This window comes from Mesorhizobium sp. WSM4989 (assembly GCF_029625795.1).
In the GTDB taxonomy this organism is placed as follows: Bacteria; Pseudomonadota; Alphaproteobacteria; order Rhizobiales; family Rhizobiaceae; genus Mesorhizobium.
Genome location: NZ_JARTVN010000002.1, coordinates 1,170,377 through 1,189,790, shown reverse-complemented (window position 1 = coordinate 1,189,790; position 19,414 = coordinate 1,170,377). Strand labels below are relative to the sequence as shown.

The window sequence follows — 19,414 nt, the reverse complement described above, 5'->3', positions numbered from 1 at the left end:
GGGCGCGTCACCTCGACTTTTTGAGCAATCCGAGCCGGACCAGGCTTTCGCCGGTGGCGACGAGCGCTTCTTCGCGCGATCGCGGCGCCCAGCCGAGCATGCGCATGGCCTTGGCCCCGGTTGCGTTTCTGGCCTTGCCCAGTTCCGTCACGATCTGGGCTGCTTGCCCGTCGAACAGTCCGACGGTCCGGACCAGCCAGTCCGGTAGCATTCTCGTCGTAACGCGCGACGCAACGCTGCCCAGCCGCGATTTCAACGTTTGTGCGATCCCCAGCGTCGTCATGAAATCGCCGCTGATGGCGAGGAACCGCTCCCCCTTGGCGGCGGGACTGGTCATGGCGCGCAGATGCAGGTCCGCCACGTCCCGCGCGTCGACCAGGCCGAACACCATGCGCGGCAGACCCGGCATCTCGCCGTCCAGCAAGCGCTTGATGAAGTCCGTCGAGGTCGAATGATCCGGCCCCAGGACCGGTCCAAAGATCCCGACCGGATTGACGACCGTCAGTTCCAGCGCTCCGCCCTGGCTGGCAATGAAATCCCAGGCCGCACGTTCCGCCAGCGTTTTCGACTTCACATAGGCGCTTACCTTGGCCGCCAGGTTGGTCCAGTTCTCTTCCGTGAACGGACTGCCCGGAATTGGCCTCTGGCCATAGCCGATGGGGGCAAAGGACGAGGTGAGCACCACCCGTTTGACGCCCGCATCGCGCGCGGCCCGCAGCACGCGCAGCGCACCCTCGCGCGCAGGAACGATCAGATCGTCCTCGTGTTTCGGCACGCCCGGCGGGAACGGCGAAGCGACATGAAGAACGTACTGGCATCCCGCGACCGCTTCCAGCCAGCCGGGGTCTGTCATCAGATCGGCGTAGGCGAAGGAAAGCGCATCGCCCGGCTCGGCACCGCCGACCCTCAGCATGGCGAGAACATCGGCTTCGCGCTTGGCGGATCGCACTGTTGTGCGGACGCGGTAGCCTGCCTGCAACAGGGCTAGAACGCAGTGCGCGCCGAGGAACCCGGAGCCGCCGGTAACGAGCACCAACTCACCGCTTTAGGCGTTGCAGTCCCTCAAATGGCGACCTGAGTGCCGATCTCGACCACGCGCCCGGTGGGGATCTGGAAATACTCCGTCGCATCCGCCGCCGTCTTCGCAAGGCCGATGAACAGCCTGTCCTGCCAGATCGGCATGCCGGAATTGGGCGAGGCCTTCAGCGAGCGCCGCGACAGGAAGAAGGACGTCGTCATGATGTCGAACTTCCATCCTTGCTTGCGGCAGATCGCCAGTGCGCGCGGAATGTTCGGCTGCTCCATGTAGCCGAAGGTCAGCGTGACCCGCATGAACAGCTCGTTGACCGTCTCCATCTTCACCCGCTCGCTGTCCGGCACCACCGGCTGCGGCGCGGTCACCACGGAAAGAATGACATTCTTCTCATGCAGCACCTTATAGTGCTTCAGGCTGTGCATGAGCGCGGTCGGCGCGCTCAGCGGATCGCTGGTCAGGAACACGGCGGTGCCGGACACCAGCTGCGGCTTTTTCTTCGAAAGGTTCGCCGCCAGGAAGTCGAGCGGGATTTCGTTGCGGCGCGTCTTGTCGAACAGGTAGCGGCTGCCGCGCACCCAGGTCCACATGCCGAGGATGATGGCGAAAGCCACGGCGAGCGACGCCCAGCCGCCTTCGAACACCTTGACGATGTTGGAGGCAAAGAAGCCGACATCGATGAAGGCAAACAGAGCCGTTAACGACACCGCGACCCAGAGCTGCCATTTCCAGATACGGGTCATGACGACGAAGAGGAGCACCGTCGTCACCAGCATATTGCCGGTCACCGAGATCCCGTAGGCCGAGGCAAGTCTGCTGGACGCGCCGAAACCGACCACCAGAAGCATCACCACCAGCGCCAGCAGCATGTTGACGCGCGGCATGTAGATCTGGCCCGACTGTTTTTCGGACGTATGCAGGATCTCCAGCCGCGGCAGCATGTTGAGCTGCACCGCCTGCCTGGTCAGCGAAAAGGCACCGGAGATCACCGCCTGGCTGGCGATAACGGTCGCTGCCGTCGCCAGAATCACCATCGGGATCAGCGCCCAGCCTTCATTCATCTCGAAAAACGGATGGCCGACGACGCCGTTCTTGGCGAGCACGAAAGCGCCCTGCCCGGCATAGTTCAATAGCAGGCAGGGAAATACGATCGCCAGCCATGCCAGCACGATCGGCTTGCGGCCGAAATGGCCGAGGTCGGCGTAGAGTGCCTCCGCGCCGGTGACGGCCAGGAAAATGGCGCCGATCGTGACAAAAGCCACGTCCGGCGAGTGGATCAGGAAGGCGACGATGTAGTGCGGGCTGATCGCCCAAAGGATTTCAGGATCGGCAATGATGTGATTCAGCCCGGACAGGCCGATGGCGAGGAACCACACGGCGGTGATCGGCCCGAAGATCAAGGCGACACCACCTGTGCCGAACCGCTGCACCGCAAACAGAATGGCCAAGATGAGCAGCGTCAGCGGCACCACATAAGGCTGAAAGGCGGGTGTCACGACATTCATGCCTTCGACGGCCGAAAGCACGGAGATGGCCGGGGTGATCACGGCGTCGCCAAAGAAAAGCGAGGCGCCGGCGATGCCGATGGCCAGGATGACCGCCGAACGCGTCGCGAAAGTGCTGCGCGCCAGCGCCATCAGCGAGAGCACGCCGCCTTCGCCACGGTTGTCGGCGCGCAGCACGAACATGATGTATTTGATCGTGACGATGATCGTCAGCGACCAGATGATCAGCGACAGCACGCCAAGGATATCGCCGCGATCGGCGACCTCACCGCGCGAGGAAGCAACGAGCGCCTCGCGGAACGCGTAGATCGGGCTGGTGCCGATATCACCATAGACGACACCCAGCGCACCCAGCATCAGCACCTTGGTGCTGTGCTGCTCTATTTCCGGATGCCCGGTTTGCTCGACGGGTTCTGCCTCAGCACCATTGGCAAGGGCCATGACGACACTCCGATAAAATGCGCGGTGCTCTACGCTTGCTGCAGTGCAATATCAAGTGCCCTGGCGTTAGGGCTCCCATACCGCCAGTGCAAGGCTCGACCTGCAGAGGTGCATTCAAATCTATGGCACAATGTGGATGCTTGAAGCGTCAGATCGCGACCTGCGTACCGATCTCGACCACGCGCCCGGTGGGGATCTGGAAATACTCCGTCGCATCCGCCGCCGTCTTCGCAAGGCCGATGAACAGCCTGTCCTGCCAGATCGGCATGCCGGAATTGGGCGAGGCCTTCAGCGAGCGCCGCGACAGGAAGAAGGACGTCGTCATGATGTCGAACTTCCATCCTTGCTTGCGGCAGATCGCCAGTGCGCGCGGAATGTTCGGCTGCTCCATGTAGCCGAAGGTCAGCGTGACCCGCATGAACAGCTCGTTGACCGTCTCCATCTTCACCCGCTCGCTGTCCGGCACCACCGGCTGCGGCGCGGTCACCACGGAAAGAATGACATTCTTCTCATGCAGCACCTTATAGTGCTTCAGGCTGTGCATGAGCGCGGTCGGCGCGCTCAGCGGATCGCTGGTCAGGAACACGGCGGTGCCGGACACCAGCTGCGGCTTTTTCTTCGAAAGGTTCGCCGCCAGGAAGTCGAGCGGGATTTCGTTGCGGCGCGTCTTGTCGAATAGGTAGCGGGTGCCGCGAATCCAAGTCCACATGATCAGCCCCATGATCAAAGCGACAGTGATCGACACCCAACCGCCTTCGACCATCTTGACGACATTGGCCGAGAAGAAGCCGAGGTCGATGACGCCGAAGAGCAGCGCCAGCGCCAATGCGAGCGCCAGCTGCCATTTCCAGAGCCAGCGCATGACGACAAACAAGAGGATCGTCGTCATCAGCATCTCACCGGTCACCGAAATGCCATAGGCGGAGGCGAGCGCGCTCGAGCTGCCAAAGCCGACGACCAGAAGCATCACGCCGAGCGCGACCAGCAGATTGACCCTCGGCATATAGATCTGGCCGCTTTGCATCTCCGATGTGTGCTGCACCTCGATGCGCGGCAGAAGATTGAGCTGCACCGCCTGTCTGGTCAGCGAGAAGGCGCCGGAGATCACCGCCTGGCTGGCGATGACCGTCGCCGCCGTTGCCAGGGCGACCATCGGCATCAGCGCCCATTCGGGAAGCATCTGGAAGAACGGGTTGGTCGGCTTGCCGCCGTGCGAGAGCACGAAGGCGCCCTGCCCGAAATAGTTGAGGAGCAGGCAAGGGAAAACGATGGAAAACCAGGCCAGCACGATTGGCTTGCGGCCGAAATGGCCAAGGTCGACATAGAGCGCCTCGGCGCCGGTGACCGCGAGGAAAACCGCGCCGACGGTGACGAAGGCGCCCGTCGGCGTGGTGGCCAGGAAATAGACCGCATAGTAGGGGTTTATAGCCAACAGGACGGACCAGTCGTCGACGATGTGATAGAGGCCGGCAACGCCGATGGCCACGAACCATGTCGCCGTGATGGGTCCAAACACTGCCGCCACCTTGCCCGTGCCAAAACGCTGCACGGCGAAAAGCACCGCCAGAATCACCAGCGTGATCGGAACGACATAGGCATCGAGCGCCGGCGTGATGACTTCCAGGCCTTCAACCGCCGAAAGCACGGATATCGCCGGCGTGATGATCGAATCGCCGAAGAAGAGGGCCGCGCCGCAGAGGCCGATCACCAGGATCAGGCTGGAGCCCTGCGGATAGGCGCTCCGTGCCAGCGCCATCAGCGACAGCGTGCCGCCCTCGCCCTTATTGTCGGCCCTCAGCACGAAGGCGACATATTTGATCGTGACGATGATGGTGAGCGCCCAGACGATCAGCGACAGCACGCCGAGCACATCGTTGCGGGCCACCACTCCCCCTGAAGCATGGAGAGCCTCTCGAAAGGCGTAGATCGGACTGGTGCCGATATCGCCGTAGACGACGCCGAGCGCGCCGAGCATCAGAACCTTGGTGCTGTGCTGCCGCTCGGCCTCGGCATGGCCCAAAGGTTCGAGGGATTCTGTTTCGCTGGCGTTGGCTAGCACCATGAACCCCACTTCATCAGATTCGCCACGCTCCGAGGCTGCCGCAAAGCGCGGAACACGCCGGAGCTACGCAAGGCATCCTCGCCCTACCATCCGCAGGCCTTCAAGAACCGCCCAACCGTGCCGGCCATGCCATACTCCAGCGCATCCGCTGTCAACCCATGTCCGATCGATACTTCGGCCAATGCGGGGATGCGTTTGATCAATGCCGACAGATTGTTCACGGTCAAATCGTGGCCGGCATTGACCTGGAGTCCCGCCGCGAGTGCCGCGTCCGCGGTTTTTCCCAGTCTTTCCAATTCCTTGGCTGCCTTGGCGGAATCGGAATGGTAACCGCCATACGGCCCGGTATAGAGTTCGATCCGGTCGGCGCCGGTATCGCGCGCGGCATTCACGCCGGCCGCATCGGCGTCGGAAAACAGCGACACGCGAAATCCGCCCTTCTTCAGCCGCTTGACGATCGGTGTCAGGAACGCGGCCTGCGCGACGAAGTTCCAGCCGTGGTCCGACGTCGCCTGCGCCGGATCGTCGGGCACCAGTGTCACCTGCTCCGGCTGGTTCTTCTCGACAAGCGCCAGGAAATCCTCTGTCGGATAGCCCTCGATGTTGAATTCCGTCTTGGGGAACTCATCGTCGAGCAGCGCCCTGATCTCCGGCAGGTCGGAATGTCTCGTATGCCGCTCATCGGGACGTGGATGGACGGTCAACCCATGCGCGCCGGCGGCAAGAGCGATGCGCCCCAGCCCCGTGACGCTCGGCCACGGCAGGTCGCGGCGGTTGCGCAGCATGGCGACAGCGTTGAGGTTGACCGAAAGCTTTGCAGGCATGAATTGGCATCCAGCTTGGTTTTGGCGGGCATCTATAGCGCCTTTGCAGGGAACAGATAGTGGGTTTCCGGTGTTCCAGAGACTAGCTGATGGCCAACACAAGGATTTGCCAGTGAATTTCCTCGAGGCGGTGCCGGCGATACGCCGCATTGAAACCAACCGTGACGCGCTTTTTGCCATCGACGTCGTCGGCGATGTCTCGCCGGCGGATGCGGAAAACCTGTTCGGCCTGCTGGAAGCTGCCTATGCCCTGCACCCGAGGATCGACGTGCTGGTGCGGCTGACTGACGAGGAGAGCGTCGATTGGGCCAACATCTCGCAAGAGACGCTGCAGCAAGGTGTGGCCGACGCGCTGGAGCATGTCGTCCGTTGCGCAGCTATCGGCGAACCGCGCTGGGCATCGCTTGTCGGCGACTTCTTTCCGAAGGTTCTGCCGTTCGAATTCCGGCATTTCCCCAGTCAGGACGAAGCCGCGGCCTGGCAATGGCTCGATGCGAGGCCCGCGGAATAAGCGGACTGGAGCATTTCCAGGAAAGGTGAGAACGGCTTTCCGTTCGGAATTGCGCCAAAGCAACGAGCTAGAGGGGTTTACCGTTTCCTGACCCGGTGAACCGCTCTATCGCACGATCGTCAGCCGCTCGGCCGCACGCGTGATGGCCGTATAGAGCCAGCGCTGCCGGGTCTCCTTGAAGGCCCAGCTCTCGTCGAACAACACGACGTCGTTCCACTGCGAGCCCTGCGCCTTGTGCGCGGTCAGCGCATAGCCGTAGTCGAAATCGTCGAATCGCTTCTTCTGCTGCCATGGAATCTCGGCATCCGGATCCTCGAACGCCGCCTTCAGCAGCTTGATCTTGGCAACGCCGCGGTCGGGATCGTCCTCCTCCGGCGAGACCAGCAGGTTGATGCCGGGCTTCACCGTCTCGCGCGACGAGGTCATCACTTTCCACAGCGATCCGTTGAGCAGCCCCTTGGCCGGATCGTTGCGCAGGCAAACCAGCTTGTCGCCGGCCTGCGGATAATCGGCGGAAAAGCCCTTCAGCTCGCGCAGGCGCTGGTTGTAGCGCCGCCGCGTGCGGTTGGTGCCGACCAGTACCTGATCGGCTTTCATCACCAGATCCTGCGTGACCCCTTCCCTGCCGATCACCTGCGCCGTGCCGTAGTCGCCATGCATGAACTCGCGGCCTTCTCGCACGTCGAGCGCCAGCCGGATGATCGGGTTGTCGCGAGCCTGGCGATGGATCTCGGTGAGCAGCACATCCGGCTCGTGCTCGGTGAAGAAGCCGCCGCCCGAGATCGGCGGCAACTGCGCCGGATCACCGAGCACTAGGATCGGCGTGCCGAAGCTCTGCAGGTCGCGGCCGAGTTGCTCGTCGACCATCGAGCATTCGTCGATGACGACGAGCTTGGCGCGCGCGATCGGACTTTGCCGGTTGAGTGAAAAGGTCGGCGACATCGACGTCTTGCCGGTCACCTGGTCCTCGACCGATTCCTCGCCCTTCGGCCTGTAGATCAGCGAATGGATGGTGCGGGCGTTGGTCGCTCCCTTGGAGCGCAGCACCTGGGCAGCCTTGCCGGTGAAGGCCGCGAATTGCACCTGCCCGTCGACGTGCTCGGCGAAATAGCGCGCAAGCGTCGTCTTGCCGGTGCCGGCATAGCCGAACAGGCGGAAGATCTGCGGCCGCCCGTCCTTCAGCCAGCGGCCGACCGCCTTCAAAGCCTCGTCCTGTTGGGGAGAGAATTCCATCAGTTCGACAGACCGGATTCGCGAGCGAAACACAAGGTTGGCGTGCCATCACCGGCGTCATCGGCGACGGTCTCATTCATTATCAGCTCGGCACGCTATCAGGCGCAAACAAGAACCTAAGGGAACGAAGTTTGAGTCCGGGCTACCGGTGGGCTCCGGGATCATTCTCCAGCAGGATCGGCTTGCCGTGCGGCGTGGCGTGGGCGGCACGCTCCCAGGCGGCCGCGAGCGCATCGATCTCGTGCTTGCCGGCGACGCCCTTGGTCGCCAGCAATTTTTCCAGCGCCGACAGCCAGTGCTCGTAATAGTCGTGGCCGTCCCTCGCGGCGTCCGGCTTCTTCACTTCGGCGGACAGGGCGTCCGCCCATTCGTTCCACGAAAACAAGCCGCTGTCGTGCAGCGCGACCGTGATGGCGAAAGCCTCCGCCTGCCACGGTTCGGCGAACACCGGATCGTCGAAGCCGCCCGGCAGTTCGGTCTCATGCGGGCTCAAGGTAGCTCTCCCAGGCATCGATCGAGACCTCAAGCGTCGGGTCGGCGCCCTCGCCCCAGATCTCGGCGCCGTCGAAAACCACGGTATAGACCCATTGCGGGTTCTCGCCCTTGCCATGCGCGTTGCTGTCCGGGAACACGAAGCCATCGCGAACGGCCTCGATCCTTCCGTTCTTGCCGCGCGCGTAGCGCGGCAGGCGCGTATGGCCGGTCGGACTGAAATTCTTCGTCCGCACGCGGTCGCCCGCCTGGAAGCGCGCCGGCGCAGCCACGGGACGGTCGCAAGGCCCACCTTTGGCGAGCACGGCAGGCACATCGGCAGCCTTCAGCACGCGTTTGGGTGTCGACGCCGGATCGACAGCCTTGCCGGCGGCAAGGTCGCGTTCCGTCACGAAGCCATGGCGCTTCAGGAGTACCTCAAGCGCCTGGATCCAGATCTGGTAATAGCTCGACGAATAATAATCGGCGGGATGCAGCGACTCTCGCGCATGCCGGCTCTCGTCGATGTTCCAGGCACCCATGGCGCCGGCAGTGAGCGTGACGCCAAGCGCCCGCCGCTCCCAGGCAGCATGGAAGTAAGGCTCGTCCGTCTCGGGCGCGACCGGCCCGAACCCCATCTGCCCGCCGAGATCCTGTGGCCCGTTCATGCCGGCTCCTTCGCCAGCGCCGTGCCGATCATCGCATCGCGGCTGACCAGGCCGGCGAGTTGCTCCTCGCTCCAGCCGTCGGTGCCTTTCGGCCGCATCGGCACCACCAGATAGCGAAGCTCGGCCGTCGAATCCCAGACGCGGATTTTCCTGCCCGCGGGCAAGGTTAGCCCGAATTCTTCCAGCACGCCGCGCGGATCGATAACAGCCCGCGAACGATAGGGCGGCGCCTTGTACCAGACCGGCGGCAGGCCGAGCACGGACCACGGATAGCAGGAGCAGAGCGTGCAGACGACGAGGTTGTGCGTCTCGTGCGTGTTGAACACCGCCTGCATGTGCTCGCCCTGGCGCCCGGTATAGCCGAGCGAGGCAATTGCCGCCGTCGCGTCGCGCTTCAGCCATTCGGCATAGGCCGGATCGTTCCAGGCCTTCGCCACCACCCTGGCGCCGTTGCGTGGGCCGATTTTCGTCTCGTAGGTATCGACGATGACGTCGATGGCCGCCGGATCGATCAGGCCCTTCTCGGTAAGGATCGTTTCCAATGCGCGCACGCGCGCCGCAAACGGATCGAGCTCGTTGTCGTGGTCGTGATCATGGGACATGGCGCAAGGTTACGATCGTGCGCACGCCCCCGCAAGCTCGGCGCCTTGGGCCAGAGCCGAGCCGCCTATTCGGCGGCCAATTTTTTCGGTTCGGCATTTTCTCCGGGGTCGAAGAGCGAGGGCTGCTCGACCGGCTCGACCGCATGCAACGCCGGCCGGCTCTTCTTCGAGGAGAAGCTGAGCAGCCAGCCGGAGAAATGCTCGAAATAGACATAGATGACCGGCGTGACGAACAGGGTCAGCGCCTGGGATGCGAGCAGGCCGCCGACCACCGCAACGCCGAGCGGCTGGCGCAGCTCGGCGCTGGCGCCGGTGCCGAGCGCGATCGGGAACGTGCCCATCAAGGCCGCCAGCGTCGTCATCATGATCGGCCGGAAACGCATCAGGCACGCCTTGTGGATGGAGTCCAGCGCCGACATCCCTTCGCGCCTCAACTCCAGCGCCACGTCGATCATCATGATGCCGTTTTTCTTGACGATGCCGATCAGCATTAGGATGCCGATCACGGCTATGACCGACAGGTCCATGCCGAAGAGCCGCAATGCAACCACCGCGCCCAGTACCGCCGATGGCAGGCCCGTCAGAATGGTCAGCGGATGGATGAAGCTCTCGTAGAGCATGCCGAGCACGATGTAGATCGTGAGGATCGCGCCCCCGATCAGCAGCCCTTGGTTGGCAAGCGAATCCTGGAACGTCTTGGCTGTGCCGGCGAAGGTGGTGCCGATCGCCTGCGGCATGCCGATCTGGTCCTTGAGCTGGTTGATGCGGGTCACCGTGTCGCCGAGCGAGACACCCTGCGGCAGGTTGTAGGAGATCGTCACCGCCGGCAGCTGGCCAAGCTGGTTGACCGTCAAGGCGCCGGCCGTACGATCGACCCGGGCGAAGGCACCGAGAGGAACGAGGCTGCCGCTCGCCGTTCTCACCTGAATGGCCAGCATGCGCTCCGGCGACCACTCGATCTTCGGATCGAGCTCGGTGATGACTTCGTAACTGTCGGCCGAGCCGAAAATGGTTGAGACCTGATCGGTGCCGAAGCCGCCATAGAGGGCGGAGCGCAGCGTGTCCGTGTCGATACCGAGCTGAGCGGCCTTGTCGCGATCGACGACCAGCGACGCCTGCAGCGCGTTGTTCTGCAAATCACTTGTGACGTCAGTGAAGAATTTATGATCGGCGGCCATGGCGTCGTTCAATTTCTGCGCCCAGGCGTCCGTCGCGCCGTTATCGAGGCCTTGGACGACCAGCTGATAGGCGCTGGCCGAGGACCGCGAGCCGAGCCTGAGGTTCTGCACCGGTTGCATATAGGTTTCGATGCCGGCGACGCCGGACAGCTGCCGCCTCAAATCGGAAAGCACCTTCTCTATGTCGGGACGCTTGTCCTTGTCCTTCAGTTGCACGAACAACTGTCCCTGATTGAGCGCATTATTGCCGCTGCCCACCGACCAGGCGACGTGATCGACGTAAGGCGAATGCGAGAAGACGTCGGCGACCTGGCTCTGCAGCTTCGTCATCGCGTCGAAGGAGATGTCCTGGCGGGCGATGGTGGTTACCGAGATCTGGCCTATGTCTTCTTGCGGGAAGAAGCCCTTCGGCGAAACCTGGATCAGCCAGACGGAGGCTGCCGCGGTGCCGACGAAGACCAGGAACACCAGGAAGGTGTGGCGCAGACAGAAGCTCAGGATCCAGTCATAGCCACGCGTGATGAGATCATGTCTGTGACCGTCGGCATGCGCGTCGCGATCGGCCTTGGTCACCGACAAGAGCCGCGAGCACAGCATCGGCGTCAGGGTCAGCGACACGAACATCGACGCCAGGATGGCGACCGTCACCACGACGGCGAATTCGTTGAAGATGCGACCGATGACGCCGCCCATCAGAAGCACGGGGATGAACACCGCCACCAGCGAAATCGAAATCGATATGATGGTGAAGCCGATCTCGCGCGCGCCCTTGACCGCGGCGTCGAAAGCCGACAGCCCGTCCTCTTCCATGTGGCGGAAGATGTTTTCGAGCATGACGATCGCGTCGTCGACGACTAGGCCGACGGCCAGCGTCAGACCCATCAGTGAGATGTTGTCGATCGAGAAGCCGAACAGGAACATCGCGCCGAGCGTCGCGATCAGCGAGATCGGCACGGCCACCGCCGGGATGATCGTTGCCGTGACGCGGCGCAGGAACACGAAGATCACCATCACCACCAACGCGATGGTCAGGAGCAGCGTGAACTGCACGTCGTCGACGGCCTGGCGGATCGAGGTGGATCGGTCGTTGAGCAGTTTGATGCTCGCGGCAGCCGGCATCTGGTCCTGGAAAGACGGCAGCATCGCCTTGACCTTGTCGACGACGTCGACCGTATTGGCGTCGGGCTGGCGCTGCACGGCCATGATAATGGCGCGCGTGCCGTCATACCAACTCGCCGTCGTCGTGGTTTCGACCGAGTCGATGACGCGCGTGACCTCGCCCAGCCGCACCGGATGGCCGTTCTTGGTGGCGATGATAATGTTTGAAAAATCGGCGGCGTTCATCAACTGAGTGTTGGCCGTGATCGTCAGCTGCTGCTTGTCGTTCTGCAGCACGCCGAGCGGGGTGTTGCTGTTGGCCGAGGCCACGGCCGTCTGCAACTGGTCGATCGAGATGCCGCGCGCGGCGAGCGCGGTCGGATCGATCTGGATGCGCACCGCATATTTTTGCTGTCCGTAGATCGAAACCTGCGCAACGCCATCGATGGTCGACAGCGAGGGCGAGATGACGTTTTCGGCGAAGGCGTCGAGGTCGGTGAGTGGAACGGTGTCGCTGACCAGCGACATCAGAAGAATCGGCGCATCGGCCGGATTGACCTTGCGATAGCTTGGCGGCGCCGTCATTTGCGGCGGCAGCGATTTTTGCGTGCGCGCAATGGCTGCCTGAACGTCCGCGGCAGCCGCGTCGATGTCGCGGTTGAGCACGAACTGGATGGCGATCGAGGTCTGGCCCAGCGAGTTGGTGGTCGAAATCGAATCGATGCCGGCAATGGTTGCGAACTGCTTGATCAGCGGCGTCGCGACCGAGGTCGCCATGGTCTCCGGCGAAGCGCCGGCCAGTTGGGCCGAGACATTCACCACCGGGAACTCCGCGCTGGGCAGCGCCGCAACCGGCAGGAACTTGTAAGCGAACAGTCCGCCCAGCACGAGGGCGAACGACATCAGCAGCGTGGCGACGGGCTTTCGTATGCAGAATTCGGAAATCATGGGCGAGCCTCGCCGGCCTTGTCGGCCTGAGCGACCTTAGGCGAATTTTGATCGCCGCTGCTGCTCGCTGTCTTGCCTTCGTGCACCGTCGCGCCGTCCTTTAGCCTTGTCTGGCCTTCGACCACCACTTTCTCGCCGCCCTTGAGGCCCTGGCTGATGGCGCTGTTATCGCCCTCCGTCAGCGCCACCTGCACGGGCCGCATCTCGACCGTGTTGTCCGGCTTGATCACATAGACGAAGGGACCTTTCTGGCTCGGCTGCACCGCGACCGTCGGCACCGAGGTCATCTGCGGCATCGTGCCGGCATCAAGGATGACATTCACATACTGCCCCGGCCAAAGCGAAAGATCGGAGTTCGGTATGCTCGCCCGCGTGGCGATGGTGCCGGAGGCGGTGTCGACGCTGGAATCGACGAAATCGAGCGTGCCCTTGCCGATCGGCGTGGGATCGCCGTCCTTGGTGAGCGTCACGTCGCCTTGCTGTGGGCTCGCCAGCGCCTTGTGCAATAAAGCAAGGTTGCTTTCCGGAAGAGTGAAATTAACCTGCAGCGGGTCCATCTGTGTGATGGTCACAAGCGGCGTCGTGGTGCTTGAGCCGTTGCTGGTGGTGACGAGATCCCCGACCGAGACGTTGACCGCTCCCAGCCTGCCTGAGATGGGCGCGCTGATGGTCGCGTAGCTTAACTGGACGGTATCGGCGTCGATCGTCGCCTTGTCGGCATCGATGGTGGCGGCCGCGGCCTTCTGCGCCGCCAGTGCCTGGTCGTAAGTCTGCTGCGTGCCAGCCTGCTTGGCGACAAGGTCCTTGGCGCGCTGAAGATCCGCCGTGGCGCTCACCAGCAGGGCCTGGTCCTTGACGAGCGTCGCCTGATCCTTGGCAAGCTGCGCCTTCAGTGCGCGGTCATCGAGCGAGAAGAGAAGGTCGCCGGCCTTGACCATTTGCCCGTCCTTCACCGCGATCGACACGATCTGGCTGGAGACACGGGCATTTACGCTGACCACCGACGGTGAGGAGACGAAGCCGATGGCGTAGCGACGGATCGGAAAATCGGCGGTCGTCGCAGTTGCCGAAACGATCGAGGCGGAACGCGCGCCGCCAGCGCCGCCCTTCTGGCTGCCCGATGCCTTGGTCGTGTCGGCGCCGGCTGTGTCGGCCTGCTGGCCGGAGATCAGCTGCTGCACCCTGCCCATTGTGGCGGGCGACAGATAAAGGCCGACACCTGCAAGGCAGGCCAGAGCGACGACTGTAAAGGCGATTTTTCCGCGCATCGACAACTGGCCCTCTATCCGACACGCCGAAACCGGTGGTCTATTCTCAGCTCATTTCACGGCCGTTGCCGCGAATTTCGCCGAATAGATAGGACAAGGCTTTGGCGGAAAAGGGCCAAAACGCGGGATTACGAAGATTTAATATGCACTGCACAATTGTTGTGCAGCCGGCTAACGTGCCGTGGCGATCCCTTAACGCAGCATCGGCCAGAGCGTCGCTGCGAGCAGCAGACCCATTCCTATGTTGAACCATTTCAGCCGCACGGGATCCGAAAGGAAGCCGCGCAGCGCGGTGCCGAACCCGGCCCACACCGAAACGCTGGGCAGGTTGACGATGGTGAAGGCGATCGAAATCAGCGCCACCGAGACGAACGGATGATCCGGATTGGTGTAGACGGCCATGGCAGTGATCGCCATCACCCACGCCTTCGGGTTGACCCATTGGAACGCGGCGGCATCGATGAAGCGCATCGGACGCGCCTTCGCCCCGTCCTTGCCACCCATCGAACGCGACATGGCGATCTTCCAGGCGAGATAGAGCAGATAGGCTGCGCCGGCGATTTTCAGCGCAGCATGCAGCGCCGGAAACGCTGTCAGCACCGCGCCGAGTCCGAAGCCGACGGCCAGCAGCAGAACCAGAAAACCGATGCTGATGCCCAGCATATGCGGAACCGTTCTGACTATGCCGAAATTGACGCCGGAGGCCAGCAGCATGAGATTGTTCGGCCCCGGCGTGATCGACGTCACGAAGGCATAGACCAGGAGTGCAAGGAACGCGTTGACGGACATCATATCCTCCCCGGATAGGTCAGCTATATTGTCCTTTTTCGGCAGGCGCGCAAAAGCCACGGACGGGCGACCGCCGGACCAGCGAGGAGAATTTGAAGCAGCCGGAGCGGTGGGTGGCGCGCCTACATGCCCTGCGGGCCGCGGTTCATGGCTGCGACACCGGTGCGGCAGATCTCGACCAGGCCGAGCGGCTTCATGATGGCAATGAACTGGTCGAGCTTGGAACCCTTGCCGGTGATCTCGAAGATGAAATGCTCGGTGTTGGCGTCGATGACCGACGCGCGGAAGGCATCGGCCAGCCGCAGCGCCTCGACGCGGGCGTCGCCGGCGCCGGCGACCTTGACGAGGGCAAGCTCGCGCTCCAGCGGCCGCTCCTGGCCGAGTTCGTGCGAGCGCACGGTGAGATCGACCACGCGGTGCACCGGCACGATCCGCTCGAGCTGGTGCTTGATCTGCTCCAGCACATGCGGCGTGCCGCGCGTCACGATGGTGATGCGCGACAAATGCTTCTCGTGCTCGGTCTCGGACACCGTGAGGCTTTCGATGTTATAACCGCGCCCCGAAAACAAGCCGATGACGCGGGCAAGCACCCCCGGTTCGTTGTCGACCAGCACGGAAAGCGTGTGCGTTTCCGGCTTTTCGGTTTCCTTGGCGATGAAGTAGGCGGAGCCGGTCGGCTGGAGCTGTGCGTTCATGACGTGAATCTCGATTTCAAACTTTGGCGCTAATTCTATGTTTCCACACGGCTTCCGCCGCAGACGCTGTCTGCCGCTACACCAGTTCCCTGCCCTTGGCGTCGATGGCGTTGGCCACCGCCTCGTCGGTCGCCTCGTCAGGCAGGAGCATCTCGTTATGCGCCTTGCCGGACGGAATCATCGGGAAGCAGTTGGCGAGAGTCGCCACGCGGCAGTCGAATAGCACCGGCTTCGTCACCGAAATCATCTCGCGGATCGCGTCATCCAACTCGTCCGGCTTGTCGCAGCGTATGCCATGGCCGCCATAGGCGTCCGCCAGCTTGACGAAATCCGGCATCGCCTCGGTGTAGGAATGCGACAGCCGGTTGCCGTGCAGAAGCTGCTGCCACTGGCGCACCATGCCCATATACTGGTTGTTGAGGATGAAGATCTTGATCGGCGCGTCGTACTGCACGGCCGAGCTCATCTCCTGCATCGTCATCTGCACCGAAGCGTCGCCGGCGATGTCGATGACCAGCGCATTCGGATGTGCGATCTGCACGCCGAGCGCCGCCGGCAGGCCATATCCCATCGTGCCCAGGCCGCCCGAGGTCATCCAGCGGTTGGGCTTGTCGAAGTGATAGTGCTGCGCCGCCCACATCTGGTGCTGGCCGACTTCGGTGGTGATGTAGGTGTCCATATCCTTGGTCAGCGCATAGAGCCGCTGGATCGCGTATTGCGGCATGATCACGTCGTTGTTCATCCTATAGGCGAGCGAGTCCCGCGCGCGCCATTTCGCGATCTGCTCCCACCATGGATAGAGCGCCTTCTTGTCGGCCTTGGCAGTCGCCCGCCACAGCCGCACCAGATCCTCCAGCACGCGGCCGACATCGCCCAGGATCGGCACATCGGCATGGACATTCTTGTTGATCGAGGACGGATCGATGTCGATATGGATCTTCTTCGAGTTCGGCGAGAACGCGGTCAGCCGGCCGGTGATGCGGTCGTCGAAGCGCGCGCCGATGCAGATCATCACGTCGCAATCATGCATGGCCATGTTGGCTTCGTAGGTGCCATGCATGCCGAGCATGCCGATCCAGTTCTTGCCCGAAGCCGGATAGGCACCGAGGCCCATCAGCGTCGAGGTGATCGGGAAGCCGGTGAGGTCGACCAGCTCGCGCAGCAGATGGCTGGCTTCCGGACCTGAATTGATGACGCCGCCGCCGCTGTAGATGATCGGCCTCTTCGCGCCGGCCATCAATTCGACGGCGGCCTTCACCTTCTCCAGATCGCCCTGGACCTTCGGCTGATAGCTGGTGCGCGGCGCCGTTTGCGGCGGCACGTAGATGCCTTTGGCGAACTGCACGTCCTTCGGAATGTCGACGACGACCGGGCCCGGCCGCCCGGTGGTCGCGACATGGAAGGCTTCGTGGATGGTGGCGGCGAGCTCGTTGACGTCCTTCACCAGCCAATTGTGCTTGGTGCAGGGGCGCGTGATGCCGACGGTGTCGCATTCCTGGAAGGCGTCGGAGCCGATCAGCGAGGTCGGCACCTGACCGGTGAGACAGACCAGCGGAATGGAATCCATCAGCGCGTCCTGCAGCGGCGTCACCGCATTGGTGGCACCGGGGCCGGACGTGACCAGCAGCACGCCGGCCTTGCCGGTCGAACGCGCATAACCTTCGGCGGCATGGCCGGCACCCTGCTCGTGCCTGACCAGAATGTGCTCGACCTCATCCTGCTGGAAGATCTCGTCATAGATCGGAAGGACCGCGCCGCCCGGATAGCCGAAGACATGCTTGACGCCGTTGTCCTTCAGCGCCTGCACCACCATTTCGGCGCCCGTCATTTCGCGCCGCTCGTTATGTCCGTTGCTCATCGGTCTGGTCCCGTACTGTTCGCCATCAGGCGATTTGCTGGTCGTTTAGTTGGGTTTTGGGCAATAAAAAAGGCCCCCGAGGGAGCCTGTGGGATGCGCATGGGAGGTTTTCGCCCGGCGGTTACACCGCCTTGCCCACGCGCCAGCCTACGAGAATGAGTGCTGTTTTCATGGGCGCGGACAATAAGGTCGGTTCCGCGCCGCTGTCAACGGGCAATCTGTCGGTCCCATTGTTCAGCGGCGCGGATTGTTCAGGCCGCCAGCACCACACCCCTTGCCTGGTTGCCGCCAACGCATTTTGCCGGGTATGTCGAGACGCATGATGTTGCCGAGAAACGGCGCACTATTGTAGGCAAGTGTGCCGGGTGGGGCGGCGCCGGTGATCACGTCGCGCTTTGGGCCGCGAACTTTTTCACCACCCGCTCCAGCAGCGGCACGTAGTCGCGAAAGGCGCGCGTCTTCATGTTGGCGACCTTGCCACCCTCGTCCCAGATGCGCACACGTACGGCTTCCTGATGGAATGGATTGCTGCGGAACTCCGCCACCTCCTCCGCGCTCATCGGCCCGCCCTGCAGCGACAGCGTATGGACCGAGGCCGGCGACAGCTTGCCGAAATAGCTCGGATTGGTGGCGCAGAGATAACGCTTGGCCGCAACATGCAGCCTGACGCATTCGACGATGACCGGCGGAAAGAACGGCGCCAGCACCTCGCCACCCGCCTCGTCGTGGTGCTTGTCCTCGACGTCGTCGGGCGAATAGGTGCCGAACTCGCTGGTGTAGTGGCCGATGTCGTGCAGCAGCGCCGCAGCCACAAGCTCCTCCGGCGCGCCATCCTGCTCGGCTAGCCACGCGCCCTGCAGCATATGCTCGGACATGGTGACCGGCTCGCCGAGATAGGATTCCGCGCCGCGACGCTCGAAAATTTCGGCGATGAACTCGACGATGTTGCCGGTGTTCAGTTCATTCGATTTCATTCGGCCGCCTCTCTGACATCGTGTTCGATTGCCGCCAGCGTCGACAGCAGGCCGTCCTTGTCGGCGTAGCAGCCCTGCAGCCAGCGCTTGCCGCTGCCGGAAAAGGCCTTGCGCGCATGCATGACGCGCGTGTTGTCGACGATGAACGACTGGCCCGCCTCGAGTTTGAAGGTCACCTCGAAGGCCGGATCCTCGATCAGTTCGGCGAACCGGCGATAGGCGGCGTAATATGCGTTCATTTCGGCGAACGGCACGTCGATGGTCGGCGCCAGCGAGCGGTTGTTGAAGCGCACGCAGATGAGCTCGCCATCCGGTCCGAGCTCGATCATCGGGCGCTTGGACTGCAGCCGCACGCCCGATGAGCCGGCATATTCGAAGCGCGCCGGATAGGAGGAAAGCAACCGGAAGCCGTTCGAACTCTCCGCCTGCAGCGCGGCCGCCACCGCGAATCCGTCGACGACGCTGGATTCGCCGCCTTCCACCGTATTCTCGATGCAGGCCAGGATCTGCAGCGTCGGCACCGGGTCGCGGTAGGGATTGTCGGTATGCGCCTGCAGGCCAAGGTTGGTGTAGGCAAGATTGTTCGGATTGACCTCGGCGCGCACCTCGAACCAGCGCCCGTAATTGGTCTCCCTGATATATCCGAAGAGATCGGCCACATTGCATAATGCCCCGGATTCGGCCGGCAGACCGTCCATGACGGCAAAGCCAAAGCTCCGTACCGCCGTCAGCCATTGCCGCAGAACATTCCTGTCGTGCCGCGCCTCACTATAGGCCGCGCGCGGCACCGAACTCTGCATCGTCGCCTTGGTCCACCGCCGAATGTCGCTGCCGGTCCAGCCGGGCTGCCGATTTTCTTCGCGGTCGTAAGTATGGGCGCGAAGCCAGCTTGCGGGAAAGCTGACGGTCTTGTCTTCAGGCACGAACGTGACCACCAGCGCCTCGCCCTTGATCGAGGCCTCTCCGATCCGTGTCTCGCCCGGAATGTCCAAAATGGTGACCAGCCGCTGGCCGTTACCGGCGCTGCGGGTCCTGTCGTCCAGTGCGTTGTCGCGCAGCCACATGGCATGGAATCGGCTGCGTGTCCCATCGTCCCAGCCAAGCGCGATCGTTCGCCCTTCGTCGCCAAGGTTTGCTCTCGTCAGCACGTTTCTGAAACTCCCGTCTTCGGGCCGGCGCCGCGGTACCGATTGCATGCTGTCTTTGCCAAAGGCATAATTCAAATTATTGTTTTTCAGCCAATGCCGCCAAAAACC

Annotated in this window: 16 protein-coding genes; 1 reads left to right on the top strand and 15 read right to left on the bottom strand. The window is 63.0% G+C overall.

Translation table 11 applies throughout. The features are described from left to right. Window positions 1-7: 7 nt before the first annotated feature. The 4 genes from P9217_RS18395 to P9217_RS18380 form a co-directional block, all read right to left on the bottom strand. Window positions 8-1,033 carry an aldehyde reductase gene (locus P9217_RS18395; RefSeq protein ID WP_292201481.1) on the bottom strand — a complete coding sequence of 342 codons (1,026 nt, stop codon included), beginning with the start codon at window positions 1,031-1,033 and terminating at the stop codon, window positions 8-10. 29 nt (window positions 1,034-1,062) lie between these two features. Further along, the gene (locus P9217_RS18390) at window positions 1,063-2,979 is read right to left on the bottom strand and encodes a potassium transporter Kup (RefSeq protein WP_127847196.1); all 1,917 of its coding nucleotides are present in this window, start codon (window positions 2,977-2,979) and stop codon (window positions 1,063-1,065) included. Window positions 2,980-3,127: 148 nt separating this feature from the next. Further along, entirely contained in the window at window positions 3,128-4,954 is a 1,827-nt protein-coding gene (locus P9217_RS18385) for a potassium transporter Kup (protein WP_336618906.1), read from the bottom strand. Between the two features lie 170 nt (window positions 4,955-5,124). Then, window positions 5,125-5,865: a pyridoxine 5'-phosphate synthase gene (locus P9217_RS18380; RefSeq protein WP_278087824.1), complete on the bottom strand. Its 741-nt coding sequence runs from the start codon at window positions 5,863-5,865 to the stop codon at window positions 5,125-5,127. 112 nt (window positions 5,866-5,977) lie between these two features. Here P9217_RS18380 and P9217_RS18375 point away from each other — a divergent pair, with 112 nt between their 5' ends. Next, a complete protein-coding gene (locus P9217_RS18375) occupies window positions 5,978-6,376 on the top strand; it encodes an STAS/SEC14 domain-containing protein (RefSeq protein WP_067323262.1) in 399 nt (132 codons plus the stop codon). Window positions 6,377-6,481: 105 nt separating this feature from the next. On the opposite strand, the gene P9217_RS18370 is transcribed toward P9217_RS18375, so the two are convergent. The 11 genes from P9217_RS18370 to P9217_RS18320 all read right to left on the bottom strand — a co-directional run bounded on the left by P9217_RS18370 (window position 6,482) and on the right by P9217_RS18320 (window position 19,306). Continuing rightward, window positions 6,482-7,609: an ATP-dependent RecD-like DNA helicase gene (locus P9217_RS18370; RefSeq protein WP_095783855.1), complete on the bottom strand. Its 1,128-nt coding sequence runs from the start codon at window positions 7,607-7,609 to the stop codon at window positions 6,482-6,484. Between the two features lie 142 nt (window positions 7,610-7,751). Further along, window positions 7,752-8,120 carry a nitrile hydratase accessory protein gene (locus tag P9217_RS18365; RefSeq protein WP_067323256.1) on the bottom strand — a complete coding sequence of 123 codons (369 nt, stop codon included), beginning with the start codon at window positions 8,118-8,120 and terminating at the stop codon, window positions 7,752-7,754. Further along, entirely contained in the window at window positions 8,089-8,748 is a 660-nt protein-coding gene (nthB, locus tag P9217_RS18360; RefSeq protein ID WP_095783766.1) for a nitrile hydratase subunit beta, read from the bottom strand. The genes P9217_RS18365 and nthB overlap by 32 nt, the downstream gene beginning before the upstream one ends. Continuing rightward, window positions 8,745-9,350 (bottom strand): nitrile hydratase subunit alpha, encoded by a 606-nt coding sequence (gene nthA / locus P9217_RS18355; protein ID WP_278087825.1) that lies wholly within the window; start codon window positions 9,348-9,350, stop codon window positions 8,745-8,747. Before nthA ends, nthB begins: the two co-directional genes overlap by 4 nt. Before the next feature lie 65 nt (window positions 9,351-9,415). Continuing rightward, the gene (locus tag P9217_RS18350) at window positions 9,416-12,574 is read right to left on the bottom strand and encodes an efflux RND transporter permease subunit (RefSeq protein ID WP_127241823.1); all 3,159 of its coding nucleotides are present in this window, start codon (window positions 12,572-12,574) and stop codon (window positions 9,416-9,418) included. Next, a complete protein-coding gene (locus tag P9217_RS18345; RefSeq protein ID WP_095802662.1) occupies window positions 12,571-13,842 on the bottom strand; it encodes an efflux RND transporter periplasmic adaptor subunit in 1,272 nt (423 codons plus the stop codon). Before P9217_RS18345 ends, P9217_RS18350 begins: the two co-directional genes overlap by 4 nt. 192 nt (window positions 13,843-14,034) lie before the next feature. Continuing rightward, complete coding sequence (locus tag P9217_RS18340; RefSeq protein WP_127241707.1) at window positions 14,035-14,631, bottom strand: LysE family translocator; 597 nt, start codon at window positions 14,629-14,631, stop codon at window positions 14,035-14,037. Window positions 14,632-14,753: 122 nt separating this feature from the next. Then, the gene (gene ilvN, locus P9217_RS18335; protein ID WP_040969991.1) at window positions 14,754-15,326 is read right to left on the bottom strand and encodes an acetolactate synthase small subunit; all 573 of its coding nucleotides are present in this window, start codon (window positions 15,324-15,326) and stop codon (window positions 14,754-14,756) included. 76 nt (window positions 15,327-15,402) lie between these two features. After that, window positions 15,403-17,184, bottom strand: a complete 1,782-nt coding sequence (locus P9217_RS18330) for an acetolactate synthase 3 large subunit (protein ID WP_127241708.1) — start codon at window positions 17,182-17,184, stop codon at window positions 15,403-15,405. Window positions 17,185-17,567: 383 nt separating this feature from the next. Next, complete coding sequence (locus tag P9217_RS18325) at window positions 17,568-18,158, bottom strand: HD domain-containing protein (RefSeq protein WP_278087826.1); 591 nt, start codon at window positions 18,156-18,158, stop codon at window positions 17,568-17,570. After that, window positions 18,155-19,306: a gamma-butyrobetaine dioxygenase gene (locus tag P9217_RS18320; protein ID WP_067323356.1), complete on the bottom strand. Its 1,152-nt coding sequence runs from the start codon at window positions 19,304-19,306 to the stop codon at window positions 18,155-18,157. The genes P9217_RS18325 and P9217_RS18320 overlap by 4 nt, the downstream gene beginning before the upstream one ends. Between the last annotated feature and the right edge of the window lie 108 nt (window positions 19,307-19,414).